This window comes from Synechocystis sp. CACIAM 05, assembly GCF_010222815.1.
Taxonomy (GTDB): Bacteria; Cyanobacteriota; Cyanobacteriia; order Cyanobacteriales; family Microcystaceae; genus Synechocystis.
In genome coordinates this window covers 2,476,710-2,493,780 of record NZ_CP019225.1, presented here as the reverse complement: position 1 = coordinate 2,493,780, position 17,071 = coordinate 2,476,710, and the positions used below count along the sequence as shown (strand labels likewise).

14 protein-coding genes and 1 tRNA gene are annotated in these 17,071 nt (G+C 49.2%); 9 read left to right on the top strand and 6 right to left on the bottom strand.

What is annotated here, in order from left to right; genetic code table 11:
• The first annotated feature begins 54 nt into the window (after positions 1-54).
• From trmFO to BWK47_RS11765, 3 genes are all read left to right on the top strand, one after another.
• The gene (gene trmFO, locus BWK47_RS11775; RefSeq protein ID WP_162328780.1) at positions 55-1,425 is read left to right on the top strand and encodes an FADH(2)-oxidizing methylenetetrahydrofolate--tRNA-(uracil(54)-C(5))-methyltransferase TrmFO; all 1,371 of its coding nucleotides are present in this window, start codon (positions 55-57) and stop codon (positions 1,423-1,425) included.
• Positions 1,426-1,489: 64 nt separating this feature from the next.
• On the top strand, positions 1,490-1,711 hold the full coding sequence (vapB, locus tag BWK47_RS11770; RefSeq protein ID WP_162328779.1) for a type II toxin-antitoxin system VapB family antitoxin: 222 nt from the start codon (positions 1,490-1,492) through the stop codon (positions 1,709-1,711).
• Positions 1,712-2,089 (top strand): type II toxin-antitoxin system VapC family toxin, encoded by a 378-nt coding sequence (locus BWK47_RS11765; RefSeq protein WP_162328778.1) that lies wholly within the window; start codon positions 1,712-1,714, stop codon positions 2,087-2,089.
• 175 nt (positions 2,090-2,264) lie between these two features.
• Here BWK47_RS11765 and glyS read toward each other — a convergent pair whose 3' ends face one another.
• A complete protein-coding gene (gene glyS, locus BWK47_RS11760; RefSeq protein WP_162328777.1) occupies positions 2,265-4,433 on the bottom strand; it encodes a glycine--tRNA ligase subunit beta in 2,169 nt (722 codons plus the stop codon).
• A gap of 234 nt (positions 4,434-4,667) precedes the next feature.
• Here glyS and BWK47_RS11755 point away from each other — a divergent pair, with 234 nt between their 5' ends.
• The 3 genes from BWK47_RS11755 to BWK47_RS11745 all read left to right on the top strand — a co-directional run bounded on the left by BWK47_RS11755 (position 4,668) and on the right by BWK47_RS11745 (position 7,959).
• A complete protein-coding gene (locus tag BWK47_RS11755; RefSeq protein WP_162328776.1) occupies positions 4,668-5,765 on the top strand; it encodes a glucose-1-phosphate thymidylyltransferase in 1,098 nt (365 codons plus the stop codon).
• A gap of 257 nt (positions 5,766-6,022) precedes the next feature.
• Positions 6,023-6,718, top strand: coding sequence for an aldehyde oxygenase (deformylating) (locus tag BWK47_RS11750; protein ID WP_162328775.1), 696 nt, complete (start codon positions 6,023-6,025; stop codon positions 6,716-6,718).
• 218 nt (positions 6,719-6,936) lie between these two features.
• Complete coding sequence (locus tag BWK47_RS11745; RefSeq protein ID WP_010873443.1) at positions 6,937-7,959, top strand: long-chain acyl-[acyl-carrier-protein] reductase; 1,023 nt, start codon at positions 6,937-6,939, stop codon at positions 7,957-7,959.
• A gap of 291 nt (positions 7,960-8,250) precedes the next feature.
• On the opposite strand, the gene BWK47_RS11740 is transcribed toward BWK47_RS11745, so the two are convergent.
• From BWK47_RS11740 to cobU, 3 genes are all read right to left on the bottom strand, one after another.
• Positions 8,251-8,442 (bottom strand): hypothetical protein, encoded by a 192-nt coding sequence (locus BWK47_RS11740; protein ID WP_010873442.1) that lies wholly within the window; start codon positions 8,440-8,442, stop codon positions 8,251-8,253.
• Positions 8,443-8,666: 224 nt separating this feature from the next.
• Positions 8,667-9,089, bottom strand: a complete 423-nt coding sequence (locus BWK47_RS11735; RefSeq protein WP_162328774.1) for a hypothetical protein — start codon at positions 9,087-9,089, stop codon at positions 8,667-8,669.
• Positions 9,090-9,216: 127 nt separating this feature from the next.
• Positions 9,217-9,774, bottom strand: a complete 558-nt coding sequence (cobU, locus tag BWK47_RS11730; RefSeq protein ID WP_162328773.1) for a bifunctional adenosylcobinamide kinase/adenosylcobinamide-phosphate guanylyltransferase — start codon at positions 9,772-9,774, stop codon at positions 9,217-9,219.
• A gap of 114 nt (positions 9,775-9,888) precedes the next feature.
• Between cobU and BWK47_RS11725 the strand changes: the two genes are divergently transcribed.
• Positions 9,889-10,869, top strand: coding sequence for an undecaprenyl-diphosphate phosphatase (locus BWK47_RS11725; protein ID WP_162328772.1), 981 nt, complete (start codon positions 9,889-9,891; stop codon positions 10,867-10,869).
• On the opposite strand, the gene BWK47_RS11720 is transcribed toward BWK47_RS11725, so the two are convergent.
• Together BWK47_RS11720 and guaA are read right to left on the bottom strand one after the other, a co-directional pair.
• Positions 10,846-12,120, bottom strand: a complete 1,275-nt coding sequence (locus tag BWK47_RS11720) for a DNA cytosine methyltransferase (protein WP_162328771.1) — start codon at positions 12,118-12,120, stop codon at positions 10,846-10,848. The genes BWK47_RS11725 and BWK47_RS11720 overlap by 24 nt on opposite strands.
• Before the next feature lie 87 nt (positions 12,121-12,207).
• Positions 12,208-13,836: a glutamine-hydrolyzing GMP synthase gene (gene guaA / locus BWK47_RS11715; protein ID WP_162328770.1), complete on the bottom strand. Its 1,629-nt coding sequence runs from the start codon at positions 13,834-13,836 to the stop codon at positions 12,208-12,210.
• A gap of 225 nt (positions 13,837-14,061) precedes the next feature.
• On the opposite strand from guaA, the gene BWK47_RS11710 reads away from it, so the two are divergent.
• Positions 14,062-14,146: transfer RNA gene (locus BWK47_RS11710), tRNA-Ser, on the top strand.
• 226 nt (positions 14,147-14,372) lie between these two features.
• Complete coding sequence (locus BWK47_RS11705; protein WP_162328769.1) at positions 14,373-17,030, top strand: transglycosylase domain-containing protein; 2,658 nt, start codon at positions 14,373-14,375, stop codon at positions 17,028-17,030.
• Positions 17,031-17,071 lie beyond the last annotated feature (41 nt).

Genomic DNA, 17,071 nt, shown 5'->3' with positions numbered 1-17,071 from the left:
TCCCCTGCTTTAAAATGTTAGTCTCTAACTATTTTTGAATTTTCAAAGTTCCCTATGACCACTTTAACGCCCATCCATGTTATCGGTGGAGGCTTAGCGGGTACGGAGGCCGCCTGGCAAATTGCCCAAGCAGGAGTTCCAGTTATTTTGACGGAAATGCGCCCCGAACGTCTGAGTCCAGCCCACCACAGTGAGGATTTGGCGGAGTTGGTCTGTAGCAATTCCTTTGGGGCCAAAGCTGGCGATCGGGCAGCGGGACTTTTGCAAACAGAATTACGGCAGTTGAATTCTCTCATTATTACCACAGCGGATCGCCATGCAGTGCCAGCTGGGGGTGCTTTGGCGGTGGACCGGGGAATTTTTAGCCGGTCTTTGACAGAGCAAGTGGCCAGCCATCCCCTGGTGGAATTACGGCGGGGGGAAGTAACGGAAATTCCCAGGGAAGGTATTACAGTGCTGACTACGGGACCCCTCACTAGCCCAGCGCTAACGGAGGATTTGCAACAATTCACCGGCATGGAATACCTAAGCTTTTTCGATGCGGCCAGTCCCATTGTGGTAGGGGATTCCATCAATAAAGAAGTAGCTTTTTTTGCTTCCCGTTATGACAAAGGGGAGGCGGCCTATCTCAACTGCCCCTTTAACCGAGAGCAATATCTCAATTTTTGGCAGGCATTGTGTGAGGCCGAACAAGCTCCCCTGAAGGACTTTGACCGAGAAACAGCTAAGTTTTTTGAGGGATGTTTACCCATAGAAGAGTTGGCCCAGCGGGGAGAAGACACCATGCGTTACGGCCCCATAAAGCCCGTTGGTCTATTTGATGCCCGTTTGGGGGATTTTCGAGATCCTGCTAACAAGGAGAAAAAGCCCTATGCAGTGGTGCAATTGCGCCAGGAAGATAAGGCAGGACAATTGTGGAATATGGTGGGTTTTCAGACCAATTTACGCTGGGGAGAACAGGGACGGGTTTTCCGCTTGATTCCCGGTTTGGAAAACGCTGAGTTTGTTCGCATGGGGATAATGCACCGCAATACTTTTATCAATTCCCCCCAACTTCTGACCGCTAGTCTCCATTTCGGCGATCGCCAGACTTTATTTGCAGCGGGGCAGTTAGTCGGAACGGAGGGTTATGCCGCGGCTACAGCGGGGGGATGGTTAGCGGGAACCAATGCGGCCCGGTTGGCGTTGGGTTTACCTTTGCTCACATTGCCGGCCACCACCATGATGGGAGCTTTATTTAACTTCATCAGTTCCGCTTCCCCCAAACATTTCCAGCCCATGCCGCCCAATTTTGGCATTTTACCGGAATTGCCCCAGCGGATTCGTAATAAGCAAGAACGTTACGGTCAATATCGAGATCGAGCTTTGGCTGATTTAACAACCTGGCAAACTAGCATCAAAAGTCTAGCAACCTGTCGAGTTTAGGGATGGCAACTACCAAAAAAGTCAGCTTAGAATCGATACAAAGTCAAAATTAAGGAGCAATCCCATGACAGACACAGCCCTAATGGAAAAGATCAATGCTCTCCCCGATGCCATGAAAATTGAAGTAGAACACTTTGTCGAATTTCTGCTGACTAAGCAACCACCAGTCAGTCCAGTAACCAATGATGGACAAAAAAAATATCGTCAAGCAGGTGTTCTAAAGGGGAAAATTTGGATGGCAGATGACTTTGATGCTCCTTTGGAAGAAATGCAGGAGTATATGTAAATGCTACTGGACACCCACACGCTTTTGTGGTTTTTAGATAATGATATAAAACTACCATTACATCTCAAGAGTTTGATTGAAGCCAAGCCAAAAGTTTATGTCAGCATTGTATCTCTCTGGGAGATTGCCATTAAACTCAACATCAACAAACTAAGGCTTAATTACGCTTTTACTGATCTAGAGAATTTACTTGCTGATCTCAATATTTTAGTTTTGAATATCACATGGCAACATTTGGAAGCTTGTCGCAATTTGCCCTTGCATCATCGAGATCCTTTTGACCGTATGATTATTGCCCAGGCTCAGCAACATAATTTTTCCGTCATTAGCAAAGACGAAAATTTCAAAAAATACAACGTTAATTTAATCTGGGAATGAGAACAATAACCTGTTTGTATGAGTCATTTTCATTCCCTGAACCTTATTGCTTAGAACGTGTTTAGCAGTTTTGTTCAGCCCCCTAAATCTCTTCACTAAAGCTCCGGCAATACTGGGGGACTTTCACTCAGTTTCCCCCCAAATTGGAGGCCAGGAGGACATTTAAAACAGGCTCTTAAATGCCTTTAACAATTGCCCCGAAGTCTCCGAGGATCAGAGCATAGTTGCGGATTAAACCGAGTAAATTAAGGCGATTTTGCCGTAATTCATCGTTTTCTGCCATCACCAATACGCTATCCGGCCCGTCGAAAAATTCCGCCACGGTGGGGGCAAGCTCGTGTAGTGCATTTACCAAGGTTTCATAGTCACGGCTTTCTTGTACTTCTACCGCTTTGGGATAAATGGCCAGCAACGCTTGGTAAACTGCTTTTTCTGAATCCTGGACCAGTTGGGGAGCTTGAATCACTGGACGGGGATCTAATTGATCCGTTGGTAAAGTGCCTTTACTAGCTAGCTTGGTAGAACGGTTCACAGTGGGATAAATTGCGTCTAAATGACCGTTATCCCGCAATTCTTGCAGATATTGAGCCCTTTCTTTGACATCCTGTAAATCTGCTAACAGGCGATCATGTAATCTACTTTGAGCCTCGTCGCAGTTTGTCTCCCCATTGCCCAATACGGCGTTGACTAGATCATAATCAATGCCCTGTTCGTCCTGAAGTAGGGTTTGTAATCTTTGCAGAAAAAACGTCTTTAACGCTTGCAGGGGAGAGGTTTTATCGGGGTGGGAAGTAACAAAATCCCGGCAGCCCTGGGTCAACAATTCCAGCAAATTAATTTCTAAACCCGCTGCCCAGGCTACATTAATCACCGCATTGGCGGCCCGCCGCAGGGCAAAGGGATCGGAAGATCCGGTAGGTAATAAACCCAACCCAAAAATATTCACCAGAGTATCCAGGCGATCGGCCATGCCCACCACTTGACCCGGTAAGCCTTGGGGTAAATCATCATCCTGGTGCCGGGGGAGGTAATGCTCCACAATGCCCTGGGCCACCGCTGCCGATTCACCACTAACGAGGGCATATTTTTCCCCCATAATGCCCTGTAGTTCGGGAAATTCATACACCATTTGGGTGACCAAATCCGCTTTACACAGCATGGCGGTACTATCGATTTCTCCTCGTTGTTGCTCTGTTACTCCCAACTGGTCGGCGATCGCCGCGGCCATTTCCATAATGCGGTCCACCTTGTCTCGCATGGTGCCCAACTCTTCTTGGAAGGTAACCGTTTCTAGTTGAGGCAAGTAACTGTCGAGGCTGTCGTCACAATCAGCTTGATAGAAAAATTTGGCATCGGCTAAGCGGGCCCGGATCACTCGGCCATTCCCCGCCGCAATAATCTCCCCTTTGCTGGGATCGCCGTTGGCAATGGTGATGAAATGGGGCAATAACCTTCCGTCCTTGTCCACCACAGGAAAATAGCGTTGATGGGTAACCATGACGGTGGTAATCACTTCCCTGGGTAGGCTGAGAAACTCCTGATCAAACTGCCCCAACACTGCGGTGGGATATTCCACCAACTGTTCCACTTCATCGAGCAAATCGTCATAAATAATCGCTTCGCCTTCTAGGGTGGCCGCCTGGGTGGTAATTTGTTGCTCAATTATGGCCCGGCGCTCCTTGGGATCCACCAGGACCCCGGCCTGTTTTAACTGGGCCAAATAATCTTCTCCGTGGGCTAGGCTAATCGGTGCTGGGTGCAAAATGCGATGCCCCCGGGAAAGGCGATCGCCGACTAGGGTAGTGGAGCCATTGTCAATTTGTAGGGGTAAAACTTGGTCATCCAACAGACAAACTAACCAACGAATGGGGCGGGGAAAACGCCAATCCCCATCTCCCCAACGCATAAACCTTCGACCGTCCAAAGCTTTGAGCCAGCTTAGGGCCAGCTTGGGCAACAAATCCTGGCTAGCTTGGCCCTGTAATTGCTTATTGACAAAAATAAAGTCCCCTTTGGGGGTGGAGCGGATCTCAAAATCCTCCGGGTTGACCCCCTGTTTTTTGGCAAAGCCCAAGGCGGCCGGGGTGGGTTGCCCGTCTTTAAAGGCGGCACTGGCCGGAGGACCCTTAATTTCCTCCAGGCGATCGGGCTGGCATTCTGGTAAGCCTTTGATCAACACCGCCAAGCGCCGGGGCGTGCCGTAAATTTCCACCGACTCCGGTTGTAAAAACTCCGCCGCCAAACCTGGGGGAATTAACCCTTGCCACTGGGCGATCGCACTGCGAACAAAATCGGCGGGTAATTCTTCAGTTCCAATTTCAAATAGAAAGGTTTGCAGGGGCATAGGGCAAGGGAGCAATGGGTCGGTTAGGGAAGGCAAAAGCCACCACCAATAAACATATCAGGCAAGTTGAGATGGGGCATAGAGATTTTTGATGATGACACGAAATCAGTCAATTTACGGGCAGATGCTTACGCCATCATTTCTGGACTAGGTTTTAATGGTCAGTGTTGACCGATTACTGCTTACTGTTCACTGAACCCTAGACCGAACAACATAACCGCTATCAAGATTTTTATGAAGGCTCTTATCCTCTCCGGTGGCAAAGGAACCCGCTTACGTCCCCTCACCTACACCGGGGCAAAACAGTTGGTGCCCGTGGCCAACAAACCAATCCTCTGGTATGGCATTGAGGCGATCGCCAAAGCTGGCATTACCGATATTGGCATTATCATTAGCCCAGAAACGGGGGAGGAAATTAAAACTATCACCGGCAACGGAGAAAAGTTCGGTATCCAGATTACCTATATTTTGCAATCCGAACCCTTGGGGTTGGCCCATGCAGTGAAAACGGCGGCAGACTTTCTCCAAGATTCCCCTTTTGTGATGTATTTAGGCGATAACCTAATTCAAGACCACCTAGAGCAATTCCTCGCCCATTTTCAGGCTAAATCCCTCGATTCCTTGATTCTACTGCGGCGAGTGTCCAATCCCAGCGCCTTTGGGGTGGCCACCGTTAATGACCAAGGCAAAGTTCTGGCCCTAGTGGAAAAACCAGAGCATCCCCCTTCCAACTTGGCCCTAGTGGGACTTTACTTTTTTGCCCCGACCATTCACCAGGCGATCGCCAACATTGAGCCCTCTGCCCGGGGAGAACTAGAAATCACCGATGCAATCCAATATCTGATCACCCATGATTATCGGGTGGAATCCCTACAACTAAAAGGATGGTGGCTCGACACCGGTAAAAAAGACGACCTGCTGGCCGCCAATCAGATTATCCTCGATACCCTAGTGGAAAAAAACATCCAAGGCACCGTGGATGATCACAGCAAAATCTCGGGTCGGGTGACCATTGGCCCCCACAGTCAAATTATCAACAGCGTCATCCGTGGCCCCGTGGCGATCGGCCCCAACTGTCATCTGGAAAACTGCTTCATCGGTCCCTATAGCAGTATTGCCGAGGGAGTTAAAATCAGGGATGCAGATCTTGAACATAGTGTCGTGCTCCAAGGAGCTAGCATTGTGGCCATCCAACAAAGAATTGTCGATAGTGTCATCGGCAAAAACGCCAAAATTTTTCCCGCTCCCCGCCGTCCCCAGGCTTTGCGCTTCCTGATTGGTAATGATTCCCAAGTGGAACTAATTGGACCCTCTTCCTATCCCCAGGACTAACCTCCCCCCCAGCAACTTAGACTAGTTTTGCTAGAATGGTGCCAACTCAAATCGCAGCAGATCTGGCCATGTAGATTACTAAATCAACTGGATAGGTGTTCCCTATGGTTAGACCGCTATGATCCTCCGGGATTTGCATTAATTTAGAGTCTGTATTATAAAGACAACCGGGGGTTAATTTCTTAACCTTTCTTTACTTTGATTCTCTGGTCTTCATCGACCTTTTAACCGTCCATCCACAGGAGTCCAACGCCCCTATGCCCGAGCTTGCTGTCCGCACCGAATTTGACTATTCCAGCGAAATTTACAAAGACGCCTATAGCCGCATCAACGCCATTGTCATTGAAGGCGAACAGGAAGCCTACAGCAACTACCTCCAGATGGCGGAACTCTTGCCGGAAGACAAAGAAGAGTTGACCCGCTTGGCCAAAATGGAAAACCGCCATAAAAAAGGTTTCCAAGCCTGTGGCAACAACCTCCAAGTGAACCCTGATATGCCCTATGCCCAGGAATTTTTCGCCGGTCTCCATGGCAATTTCCAGCAGGCTTTTAGCGAAGGGAAAGTTGTTACCTGTTTATTGATCCAGGCTTTGATTATCGAAGCTTTTGCGATCGCCGCCTATAACATATATATCCCTGTGGCGGACGACTTTGCTCGGAAAATCACTGAGGGCGTGGTCAAGGACGAATACACCCACCTTAACTACGGGGAAGAATGGCTAAAGGCCAACTTTGCCACCGCGAAGGAAGAACTGGAACAGGCCAACAAAGAAAACTTACCCTTAGTGTGGAAAATGCTCAACCAAGTGCAGGGAGACGCCAAGGTATTGGGCATGGAAAAAGAAGCCCTAGTGGAAGATTTTATGATCAGCTACGGCGAAGCCCTCAGTAACATCGGCTTCAGCACCAGGGAAATTATGCGTATGTCTTCCTACGGTTTGGCCGGAGTCTAGTCCCAGCTAGAAATATCTTCAACTATTTCATGGGCCCACAAATCCCAGGCTTCTTAGGATCTGTGGGTTTTTCCCTATTCTGGAGTGCTTTTAGGAAGCTGGCCTATGCCAACGGGAAGTTCGTCAAATTGTGCCATACTGTGTAAAGCTTTATGGCGATCGGAGTCGTTAACTGAGCGGAAAGCGATACCTTCCCCTATTTATTCTGACTATTATCAATGTTTGGTCTTATTGGTCATCTCACGAGTTTAGAACACGCCCAAGCGGTTGCTGAAGATTTAGGCTATCCTGAGTACGCCAACCAAGGCCTGGATTTTTGGTGTTCGGCTCCCCCCCAAGTGGTTGATAATTTTCAGGTGAAAAGTGTGACGGGGCAGGTGATTGAAGGCAAATATGTGGAGTCTTGCTTTTTGCCGGAAATGTTAACCCAACGGCGGATCAAAGCGGCCATTCGTAAAATCCTCAATGCCATGGCCCTGGCCCAAAAGGTGGGCTTGGATATTACGGCCCTGGGAGGCTTTTCTTCAATCGTATTTGAAGAATTTAACCTCAAGCAAAATAATCAAGTCCGCAATGTGGAACTAGATTTTCAGCGGTTCACCACTGGTAATACCCACACCGCTTATGTGATCTGCCGTCAGGTCGAGTCTGGAGCTAAACAGTTGGGGATTGATTTAAGTCAGGCAACTGTAGCGGTTTGTGGCGCCACGGGAGATATTGGTAGCGCCGTATGTCGTTGGTTGGATAGCAAACATCAAGTTAAGGAATTATTGCTAATCGCCCGTAACCGCCAAAGACTGGAAAATCTCCAAGAGGAATTGGGTCGGGGCAAAATTATGGATTTGGAAACGGCCCTACCCCAGGCAGACATTATTGTTTGGGTGGCCAGTATGCCCAAGGGGGTAGAAATTGCGGGGGAAATGCTGAAAAAGCCCTGTTTAATTGTGGATGGGGGCTATCCCAAGAATTTAGATACCAGGGTGAAAGCGGATGGGGTGCATATTCTCAAGGGGGGGATTGTGGAACATTCCCTGGATATTACCTGGGAAATCATGAAGATTGTGGAGATGGATATTCCCTCCCGGCAAATGTTCGCCTGTTTTGCGGAGGCTATTCTACTAGAGTTTGAGGGCTGGCGCACCAATTTTTCCTGGGGTCGTAACCAAATTTCTGTCAATAAAATGGAGGCGATCGGTGAAGCTTCTGTCAAGCATGGCTTTTGCCCCCTAGTGGCTCTTTAAGACGACGGGATAGGGCATGTGTGGAGCTGGTGAACAAAGTCTGAAACAGTGGCCAGTAGTCAATCTCTGTTCAACTTCTTCAAGAGCCTAATACCGCATTTCCCCGTGCTTCCCATAGAAGATATCTGCTTAATCTAAAATATTCCTGCCTTCCTAGAGACTTTATAAATGGGTGAATTCAGAGGATTCGTGCCTAAAACTGCTGGGCTAGCTCAAAGAGGGACTGTCTTAGGTAAACTTTTAAATCAAAGACTAATTTGACAACCAATTATCAAAGCTCGCTGCTGCTGGTCAAAGAGTCTGGCTCAATTGAGATAAACAATGGCCCATGAGAAAATAAACCACCAATGTGGCAGCCGCCGCTGCTGCTACGAGAGTTCCGGCCAGCATCAAAGAAAATTCCTGCTCTTCGATCGCCTGTTGCATAAGGTGGAGGGACCAGGCCACCAAAGCCACATCAAAAATGAGAATGGGCACCAACATATGTAACAAAATGTAAACCTTTCCGTTACATTCTAATCTATTGGCCAGCCTTGGCAATCAAAAATCCGGTAATTTAACCTTTTCTACGGTTTTGAAGCAGTGCCCAGGCAGATTTTGTCCGCGTTTCTCTGGCACCCATTCAGTTTTGTCGATGCTGGAAAATTTCTCCCCTAGCCTACCCAATGGCGATCAAACAGCAAACACATTGTCCATGTGAACATTGGTCAGTCTGCCTCCTCCTGTAGGATCAGCCGCTCCTGGACTTTTCTTAGGGTGCAAACTTGATTGGCCGGTAGGCGGGGCAATGGTAACTCCAAATTCGGCCAGGATTCCACCTCAACACAAGGACAAAGAGAATTGGGAATTTGACTGTGGGACAGGGGCACCGGCAACGCACAGCGGGCACAACTGATAATTTCCCAATCACCGCTAAGTAGGCTTTGGAGGGTTTGTTCCGTCCCTTCTAGATAACAATCTTCCCGACTAGTGAGGATGCGTTGCCAACAATCTTCGAAGGCTCGGGAGAATCTTTGGCCAGCAAAAATCGGACTGGGTAAAACAACCTCATTACTTTTGGGAAAGACTACTGCCCGGCCAAGCTGAAACCAGTGACCTAGATAATTTTTAACTTCAATGGCGTCTGCCATGGCGAATAATACTCCTGAAAAACCCAGAAGTTTCCTCCTGCTGTGCGGCTGGCCTCCATGTTAACGATTTCTGAGTGGGGACTGATATTTGTTTACAACAACTTAATGATTACTTCAGTTTTGCTCATCAATCCCTTGGTGGCGGTAGGGGTTCTCCCCATCGGCGCAAATCCACTGCATAACCACCGGTCACGAGGTAAACTTGACCGCAAAGTCCCCCCAGTTGACGAGTGAGAGCGCCCAAACGGTCTCGAAAAATGCGTCCCAAGGCATAGGCTGGAATCACCCCCCACCCCGTTTCTTCGGCCACAAAGATAATAGTTATGGGGGTATTTTGCCCGTGTGTCACAAAAGTGATCAATTCCCTTTGCTTAGTTTGCCATTGCTCTGGAGATAGCTCTAGGGTATTGGCTACCCACCCTCCCAGGGAGTCCACTAAGGCACAACTTCCCTTCGTTAGGATTTCTAAGGTTTCTGTTAAATTCTGATCTACGCACACCGTTTGCCAATGGGACGGACGGCGATCGCGATGTTGTTGAATGCGATTTTGCCAGTCTACGTCCGCGGCATTTTCCTTACCAGTGGCGATGTAGATAACGGATGGATGGTTTTGCGCTGCAAGATGTTCGGCCCATTCACTTTTACCTGAACGACTGGGGCCGGTGACTAGGATAGGAAAAGCCATGGAGTTGCAACGGTGGGGCGATCACAATTCTAGGGGAGAGTTAAAAAACGTTTCAAGAAATTGCTCTGCCACTATAGGCTAGGATCTTTGAGTCCCGATTATCATCGACAGTGAATGTCCCCCCGCCAATTAAATTTTCTCAGTGCCTTTAGTCTCAGTGTGGCGATCGCCGTTGTTTATCATCAAGCTTGGGGGATTGCAGTGGCCCAGCCCATCCTTCCCAGCGAGGCGGTGGAGACGGGGGTAATATCTACCGGCATATCCATTAATCTGTTCCAAGCCTTTGTGTTGGGCTTTATTCAGGGGGCAACGGAATTTCTACCCATTAGTAGTACAGCCCATTTAAAAGCAGTGCCCATGGCTTTAGGTTGGGGCGATCCAGGGGTAGCGTTCACCGCCGTTATTCAATTGGGCAGCATTGGCGCCGTGTTTTGGTACTTCTGGGAAGATTTAACCGGCATTGCTAAGGGCATTATCAAAGCTGTGCAAACTCGCCAATACGATTCCCTCGAATTTAAATTAGGTCTGGGTATTGGTTTGGGCACCATTCCCATTGTTTTCTTTGGACTACTAATGAAACTGTTGGTGCAGGACTTGGACAATTCTTTCTTCCGCAGTCTGAGCACCATTGCGATCGCCTCCATTGTCATGGCCCTATTGCTAGCCCTGGCAGAAAAATTGGGCACCCATCGCCGTCCCTTTGAAAAATTACGCTGGCAGGATGGGTTAATTATGGGCACCGCCCAAGCCCTAGCCCTGATTCCCGGAGTATCCCGTTCCGGCTCCACCTTAACTGCTGGTTTATTTATCAATCTAGAGCGGGCCGCCGCTGCCCGTTTTTCTTTTTTGCTGGGCATCCCGGCCATTACCATCGCTGGTCTAGTGGAATTAAAGGGTCTACTGGACAAAAATCTCAGTAACGATGCGATTCTCCCCCTCATTGTTGGCACCATTTCCTCCGCTGTTTTTTCCTACCTGGCGATCGCCTGGCTGATCAAATTTTTGCAAAAACGTAGCACCTGGATTTTTGTTTGGTACCGTCTAATTTTTGGAGTGGTAATTCTAACTGCTTTAGGAATGGGATTTGGCACATAAATATCGACTAGCCTGGGGCAAATTGTAATGTAGTAATGTTCGGTCTTGGGGCTCCAGTTCATAAACCGGCAAATCCTCAATAGAACAATTCAATGCAGCCATAACCTGTTCTCCCAAAGTCTTGGCCAGTAAAGGTACAACAGAGTTACCAATTTCCCGAAAACCATGCCAGATAGTTTTGTGGAACTCAAACCAATCTGGATAGGTATGGAGTCTAGCCGCTTCTCTCACAGTAATACATCTAGGTAAGGCGTAGTGTATTGGCCTAGGGGCGGTATAAGCACCCTTATCACTAGCAGTGCCGGCTCTCAGGGTATTACATAAACCAGTTTTTGATAAACGTAAAAATCGACTGGTTTTTTCCACTGTTCCAGGGACAGTATCGGCAAATCTTTTGATTGACTTTTCGGTATGTTGAGAACCAATGTGGCCATAAACTAAATTATTAACTTGGCGCTTATGGCAGAGAGAAAATGCTCCATTTGCATGGATGGCATAACTTTTTCTCAGGGCTGAATAATCCAATAATTCTGCTGGAATACCTTGGTCTTCTCCTACTGCATAGGGTGTATGGTCAATTAAATCATCAATGGCTTCTCCACAGGTAAATGGTGGTTTATAAGCTATGTTAGAGACTGATTTTCTAGAAAAATTACTTTGTTTTAATTCAGCAATGTCAAAATGGCATGGAAAAGGATAGGTGACAGGCTTGACATCTTTTCTGGAGCCGAGAACAATTAATCTTTTTCGTTTTTGGGGAGCACCATAGAGAGATGCATCTAGCACTAAAATTGGTTTTTCGATGTGGTAACCAATGGTTTCAAATTCCCTAACTAGCTCCTCTAAAAATTTTTTATGTTGCCCCGATCGCATACCGGGAACATTTTCAAATAAAAAATATTTGGGTTTGAGATCCCGAATCATTCGCACATATTCAAACACCAATGAATTGCGGGGGTCATCCAATTGTCTTTTACCCATGAGGGAAAAGCCCTGACAGGGAGGGCCTCCAGCAATCAGGTCTATATCGCTTGAATAACCTTTATCATTTAACTTTCTTAGAATTTCGCCCGCACTTACCAGAGCAATATCCCGACAGATAGTAACACCATAGGGAAAATTGTGATGATGCACTAAACAATGCACTGCATCAAATTCCACCGCGGCGGCAATATCAAATCCAGCGGCTTCTAAACCCAAGGACATGCCACCACAGCCCGCAAACAAGTCGATGGCAATGGGTCTGGCCATGGTTTTTCTGGTTTTCTGCTAACGCTTGAATTTGACTTCGTTGCTTAAAAATTGGGGAATTTATTTATGTCTTCCCCATTGTTCTGATCATTCCCACTCGATAGTGCCAGGGGGCTTGGAAGTGATGTCATAAACTACCCGGTTAACCCCCTTAACTTCGTTGACAATGCGGTTGGAAATGGCTTCGAGAATATCGTAGGGAACTCGGGCCCAATCGGCGGTCATACCGTCTTCACTGGTGATAAAGCGTAGAACAACGGGGTGAGCATAGGTGCGTTTGTCCCCCATTACCCCCACGCTGCGGATGGGTAACAGTACAGCAAAGGCTTGCCAATAGTCATGGTAAATACCCCGTTTGGAAATTTCGTCCCGCACAATGAAGTCCGCATCCCGCAAAATATTAAGCCGCTCCGAGGTGACTTCGCCAATGATACGAATGGCTAGGCCAGGGCCAGGGAAAGGATGACGACGGACAATTTCTTCCGGTAAACCAATAGAGCGACCTAATTTTCTTACTTCGTCTTTGAATAGTTTGCGCAGGGGTTCCACCAGTTTAAAGCGGAGATTTTTCGGTAAACCTCCGACGTTGTGGTGACTTTTAATTTTTACTGCCACCCGTTCGCCGGTTTTGGGGTCCACGTTGCTGTCGGCGGATTCGATTACGTCGGGATAGAGGGTTCCCTGGGCCAGGTAATCAAAGGGCCCAAGACGGTTGGACTCTTCTTCAAATACCTGGATAAATTCGTGCCCAATCAGCCGACGTTTTTCCTCTGGGTCCGTTACTCCTTCCAGTTGCTTGAGGAAACGGTCGCGGGCGTTGACGTATTGGACCGGGATATGAAACTGGTGGTCAAATAGTTCCACTAACCTTTCCGGCTCTCCTTTACGCATGAAACCTTGGTCAATGAACATACAGGTGAGGTTATCCCCGATCGCCCGATGGAGCAGAAAAGCCAAAGTGGATGAGTCTACCCCACCGGAAAGGGCTAATAAAACTCGGCGATCACCTACTTGGGAACGGACTTCCCGAATGGATTCTTCAATGAAAGCGGCGGTGGTCCAAGTGGGTTCACAGTGGCAAATGTGATAGACAAAGTTGCGGATGAGGGCAATGCCCCCCACAGAATGCACCACTTCCGGGTGAAACTGTACCCCAAACAAAGCCTTTTGATGATCGGCGATCGCTGCACAGGGAGTATTGTCCGTGTGGGCGAGGATTTCAAAGCCCGTCGGCAGATCCACACAGGAATCCCCATGGCTCATCCACATGGTACTGTCGTTTTCTACATTGGTGAGCAAATCAGTGGGGTCGTCGATGTGCAGACTCGCTTTGCCATATTCCCCCCGCTTGGCCCGCTCCACCCGGCCGCCCAACTGTTTAACCATCAGTTGCATGCCATAGCAGACTCCCAACACAGGAACGCCTAACTGAAAGATTTCTGGGTCACACTCGGGAGCCCCCTGGTCGTAAACGGAATTGGGGCCACCGGAAAGGATGATGCCTTTGGGCTTAATTTCCCGCAACTGTTGCGCTGTGGTGCGGTAGGACAAAACTTCGGAATAAACTTCAGTTTCCCGGATGCGTCGGGCAATTAGTTCCGAATACTGGGAGCCAAAATCTAAAATAACGATGATCTGCCCCTTAAGGCGATCGGAAACGCGGTCCGGCAGAGCCTGGTCGCTTACAACGGGGGGAACGGGGATTTGGGTAGTCACGGCGATCGGCAGTCAGGAATTTATACTGGAGGTGAGGGCGAATCCCCAGGCACACCTCAGAGAGACTAGATTCGTGGTGTCGTTTCTGGGTCTAACTGACGGCAAGGCCATGGTCGTCAACAATCCCCGTATTCTACCCCAATACCTGAAGCCCAGAATAACCCAAGGCAAATCTGCGCTAAGATGGGGGCGGAAAATTGCAGAAATCCTTCTCAAAAATTCCCTGGAGAGGTGGCAGAGCGGTTGAATGCGGCAGACTCGAAATCTGTTTTGGGGCAACTCAACGGGGGTTCGAATCCCCCCCTCTCCGTATCAGAATTAAACTGGAAAAGCTAACCGTTGATTCCATAGCTTAGTTAGGATTGGCCATGACTGTTTCTCCAGTCCCTAATCTGCACTTTAGATTTGCCCTTACTGAAATTTTCCTTGACATAATGGTAGGAGATACATTACGAAAGGGCTTGTCGGCGAAACTATTTAGCTGTTAGGTTTGTCCTTTTTAACCAAATTCGGCCTTCCCGTGCCTATCCACCGCCGTGTTTAAATCCTTCTCCCGCAAACTTAAGCGCTCTACCGTCAACTTTCTCCACCAGTTAGCGAACACATTGGAAGTGGAGGAAGAGGTTAAATCTTCGGCGATCGAGGAAAAGACTCTCCCCGTTGCACAGGTTGCACAACATCTTGAGTCTGAAGCGCAAAATTCTGTCGATGGCGATGATGGGTTAATTTTCCCTGGGGATGGCGATGCCGCCGAACTGGAACCGGGTTATGGCAGGGGCAGGGAAATGGTTACAGCCATTAATATTCAAAACGTTCAACACCATAGCTCAGCCAATGGAGCAGCAGCAGCGGAGCAAAACAAAAGCAATGGTAATGGTAGTGAACCTGGGGCATCTACCGTCACTGCTGAGCAAGTTACGTCCGTTCCCCTATCCTCTGCCGACACTACATTGGAGAGGGGTAGCCGCCGCCGTCGCCGCCGCAAAAGGGGTAAAGATAAACAGTCTGCGCCCAAAACGCCCCTTGCTTTGGTCACTGGACTAAAAACCGTTGGGCGATCGGTTTCCCAATTAACTCAACAGCCTCGATTTTGGTTGGTATTTGGTTTTGGCTTGGGGGCCGGGATGGGAACTTCCGCTTTGGCCTGGGGCTTTTACCAGTTAGAAACCATGACCCAGGTGGCGATCGCCGATGTGGTCACCTATGCCCCTAGGGGAACCATGACCATCAAGGCGGCCAATGGGGCCATTCTCCAGGAAATTGGTAATGTCAGCCACGATAAAGTCACCATGGGGGAAATTCCGCCCCTAGTGGAGCAGGCATTCGTTGCCAGTGAAGATAGTCGCTTCCGGGAACACCGGGGCATTGATCTCCAGGGCATTATGCGGGCGTCCCTGTCCAATGTGCAATCCGGGGGCGTAGTGCAAGGGGGCAGTACCATTACCCAACAGTTAGCCCGCCTCGTGTTTCTTACCCAAGACCGCACCCTAGCCAGGAAATTGAAGGAGGTGCGACTGGCTCAAAAAATTGAGACTGCCTTACCCAAAGATCAAATTTTGGAACGCTATCTAAACTTGATCTATCTGGGCTCTGGGGCCTACGGGGTAGCAGATGCGGCCCATGCCTATTTCAGCAGGACTCCGGAAGAGTTGACCCTAGGGGAGGCGGCCACTTTAGCGGGAGTAGTACCAGCCCCCAGTGTTTATTCCCCCCGACAAAATTTGGAGCTAGCTACCCGTCGCCGTAATGAAGTGCTGAACCGTATGGCAGAAGTGGGGTTTATTACCCCCGCAGAGGCCCAGGCGGCGATCGCCGAGCCATTGGTTATTAAACCCAGTCCCCTGAAGCGCTTTAACCGGGAAGCGGAATTTTTTGCTGACTATATTTTGGATGAGTTGCGGGCCAAATTACCGGAAGAAGAACTGCAACAGGGGGGATTAACTGTGAACACTACCCTGAATCAACAATGGCAAGAGGAAGCCCAAACTGTTCTCAGCGATGCGGTGAAAAGATACGGCCGTTGGCAGCGGTTTTCTGAAGGGGCCATGGTGGCCATGGATCCCCGCACCGGGGCCATCAAAATGATGGTGGGTGGCAAAGACTACGATGCCAGTCAGTTTAACCGAGTGACCCAAGCCAAACGACAACCAGGATCAACTTTTAAACCCATTCTGTACGGAGCGGCGATCGCCTCCGGCATTTCCCCCAACAAAAGTTACCTCAATGTGCCCATTGACATTGGCGGCTACCAACCGGCCAACTATGGCGATCGCTATACCGGCGGCAACATGTCCCTGACGGATGCCCTCACCAGTTCTGTCAATGTGGTGGCGGTGCGCTTGCTGCTGGATGTGGGCTGGAATCCAGTCATCAATTTGGCACGACAAATGGGGATTACTTCCAAGCTGGAGCCTACCTATTCCCTCGCTTTGGGCGCTTGGGAAATGACCCCATTGGAAATGACCAGTGCCTACGGTACCTTTGCCAATAAGGGTACCCATGTGCAACCCTACGCTATCCAAAATGTGGTCAACGCTCAAGGGGAAGTGGTGTACAAGGCAGAGCATAAACAAACCCAAGCCCTAGATCCCGAAAGCAATGCCATCCTCACTTCCATGATGCGTCGGGTCGTCACTTCCGGTACTGGTCGCCCCGCTCAATTAGGCGATCGCCAAGTAGCAGGAAAAACCGGTACATCGGACGAAGCAAAGGATCTTTGGTTTATTGGTTATATTCCCCAACTGGTCACTGGGGTATGGTTAGGCAACGACAATAGTCGCCCCACCAATGGAGCCAGCACCACTGCCGCCATGGTTTGGGGACAATTTATGCGGGAGGCCGTCAAAGAGATGCCGGTGCAATCCTTCCCTGCCCTGCCCAAAAATCTCGACCAACGTAAACCCAGCATTAAAGCCGAACCCATTAAGCGTCGGGTCAAAACCCTTGCTCCTCCTAGCTCACCGGAAACAGACGGTCAGAACACCACTGAGCGACCCCGCCGTCGTCGCCGTACCCAGACCGATGCTGCCCGCCCCAGTAATATCCAAACTGCTAGGACTAGTGCTCCAGCTTCTGCACCCTCAGCTCCCCCTAGGGCAGTCAGTGCTCCGGCCCCAGTTGCTGCTCCTGCGGCCGCCCCCGCCGATGCTAATGCCGGATTACCCGCTCCCCCTGCTGCCCGTAAATCTGAGTAACTAGCGACTAACTATATGGGCGTGGTTTAGTCGCTCCGCAA

What these genes read in the sequence shown, in the direction of transcription:
- trmFO (WP_162328780.1), top strand. Translation starts at nt 55, where the DNA reads ATGACCACTTTAACGCCCATCCATGTTATCGGTGGAGGCTTAGCGGGT.
- vapB (WP_162328779.1), top strand. Translation starts at nt 1,490, where the DNA reads ATGACAGACACAGCCCTAATGGAAAAGATCAATGCTCTCCCCGATGCC.
- BWK47_RS11765 (WP_162328778.1), top strand. Translation starts at nt 1,712, where the DNA reads ATGCTACTGGACACCCACACGCTTTTGTGGTTTTTAGATAATGATATA.
- glyS (WP_162328777.1), bottom strand. Translation starts at nt 4,433, where the DNA reads ATGCCCCTGCAAACCTTTCTATTTGAAATTGGAACTGAAGAATTACCC.
- BWK47_RS11755 (WP_162328776.1), top strand. Translation starts at nt 4,668, where the DNA reads ATGAAGGCTCTTATCCTCTCCGGTGGCAAAGGAACCCGCTTACGTCCC.
- BWK47_RS11750 (WP_162328775.1), top strand. Translation starts at nt 6,023, where the DNA reads ATGCCCGAGCTTGCTGTCCGCACCGAATTTGACTATTCCAGCGAAATT.
- BWK47_RS11745 (WP_010873443.1), top strand. Translation starts at nt 6,937, where the DNA reads ATGTTTGGTCTTATTGGTCATCTCACGAGTTTAGAACACGCCCAAGCG.
- BWK47_RS11740 (WP_010873442.1), bottom strand. Translation starts at nt 8,442, where the DNA reads ATGTTGGTGCCCATTCTCATTTTTGATGTGGCTTTGGTGGCCTGGTCC.
- BWK47_RS11735 (WP_162328774.1), bottom strand. Translation starts at nt 9,089, where the DNA reads ATGGCAGACGCCATTGAAGTTAAAAATTATCTAGGTCACTGGTTTCAG.
- cobU (WP_162328773.1), bottom strand. Translation starts at nt 9,774, where the DNA reads ATGGCTTTTCCTATCCTAGTCACCGGCCCCAGTCGTTCAGGTAAAAGT.
- BWK47_RS11725 (WP_162328772.1), top strand. Translation starts at nt 9,889, where the DNA reads ATGTCCCCCCGCCAATTAAATTTTCTCAGTGCCTTTAGTCTCAGTGTG.
- BWK47_RS11720 (WP_162328771.1), bottom strand. Translation starts at nt 12,120, where the DNA reads ATGGCCAGACCCATTGCCATCGACTTGTTTGCGGGCTGTGGTGGCATG.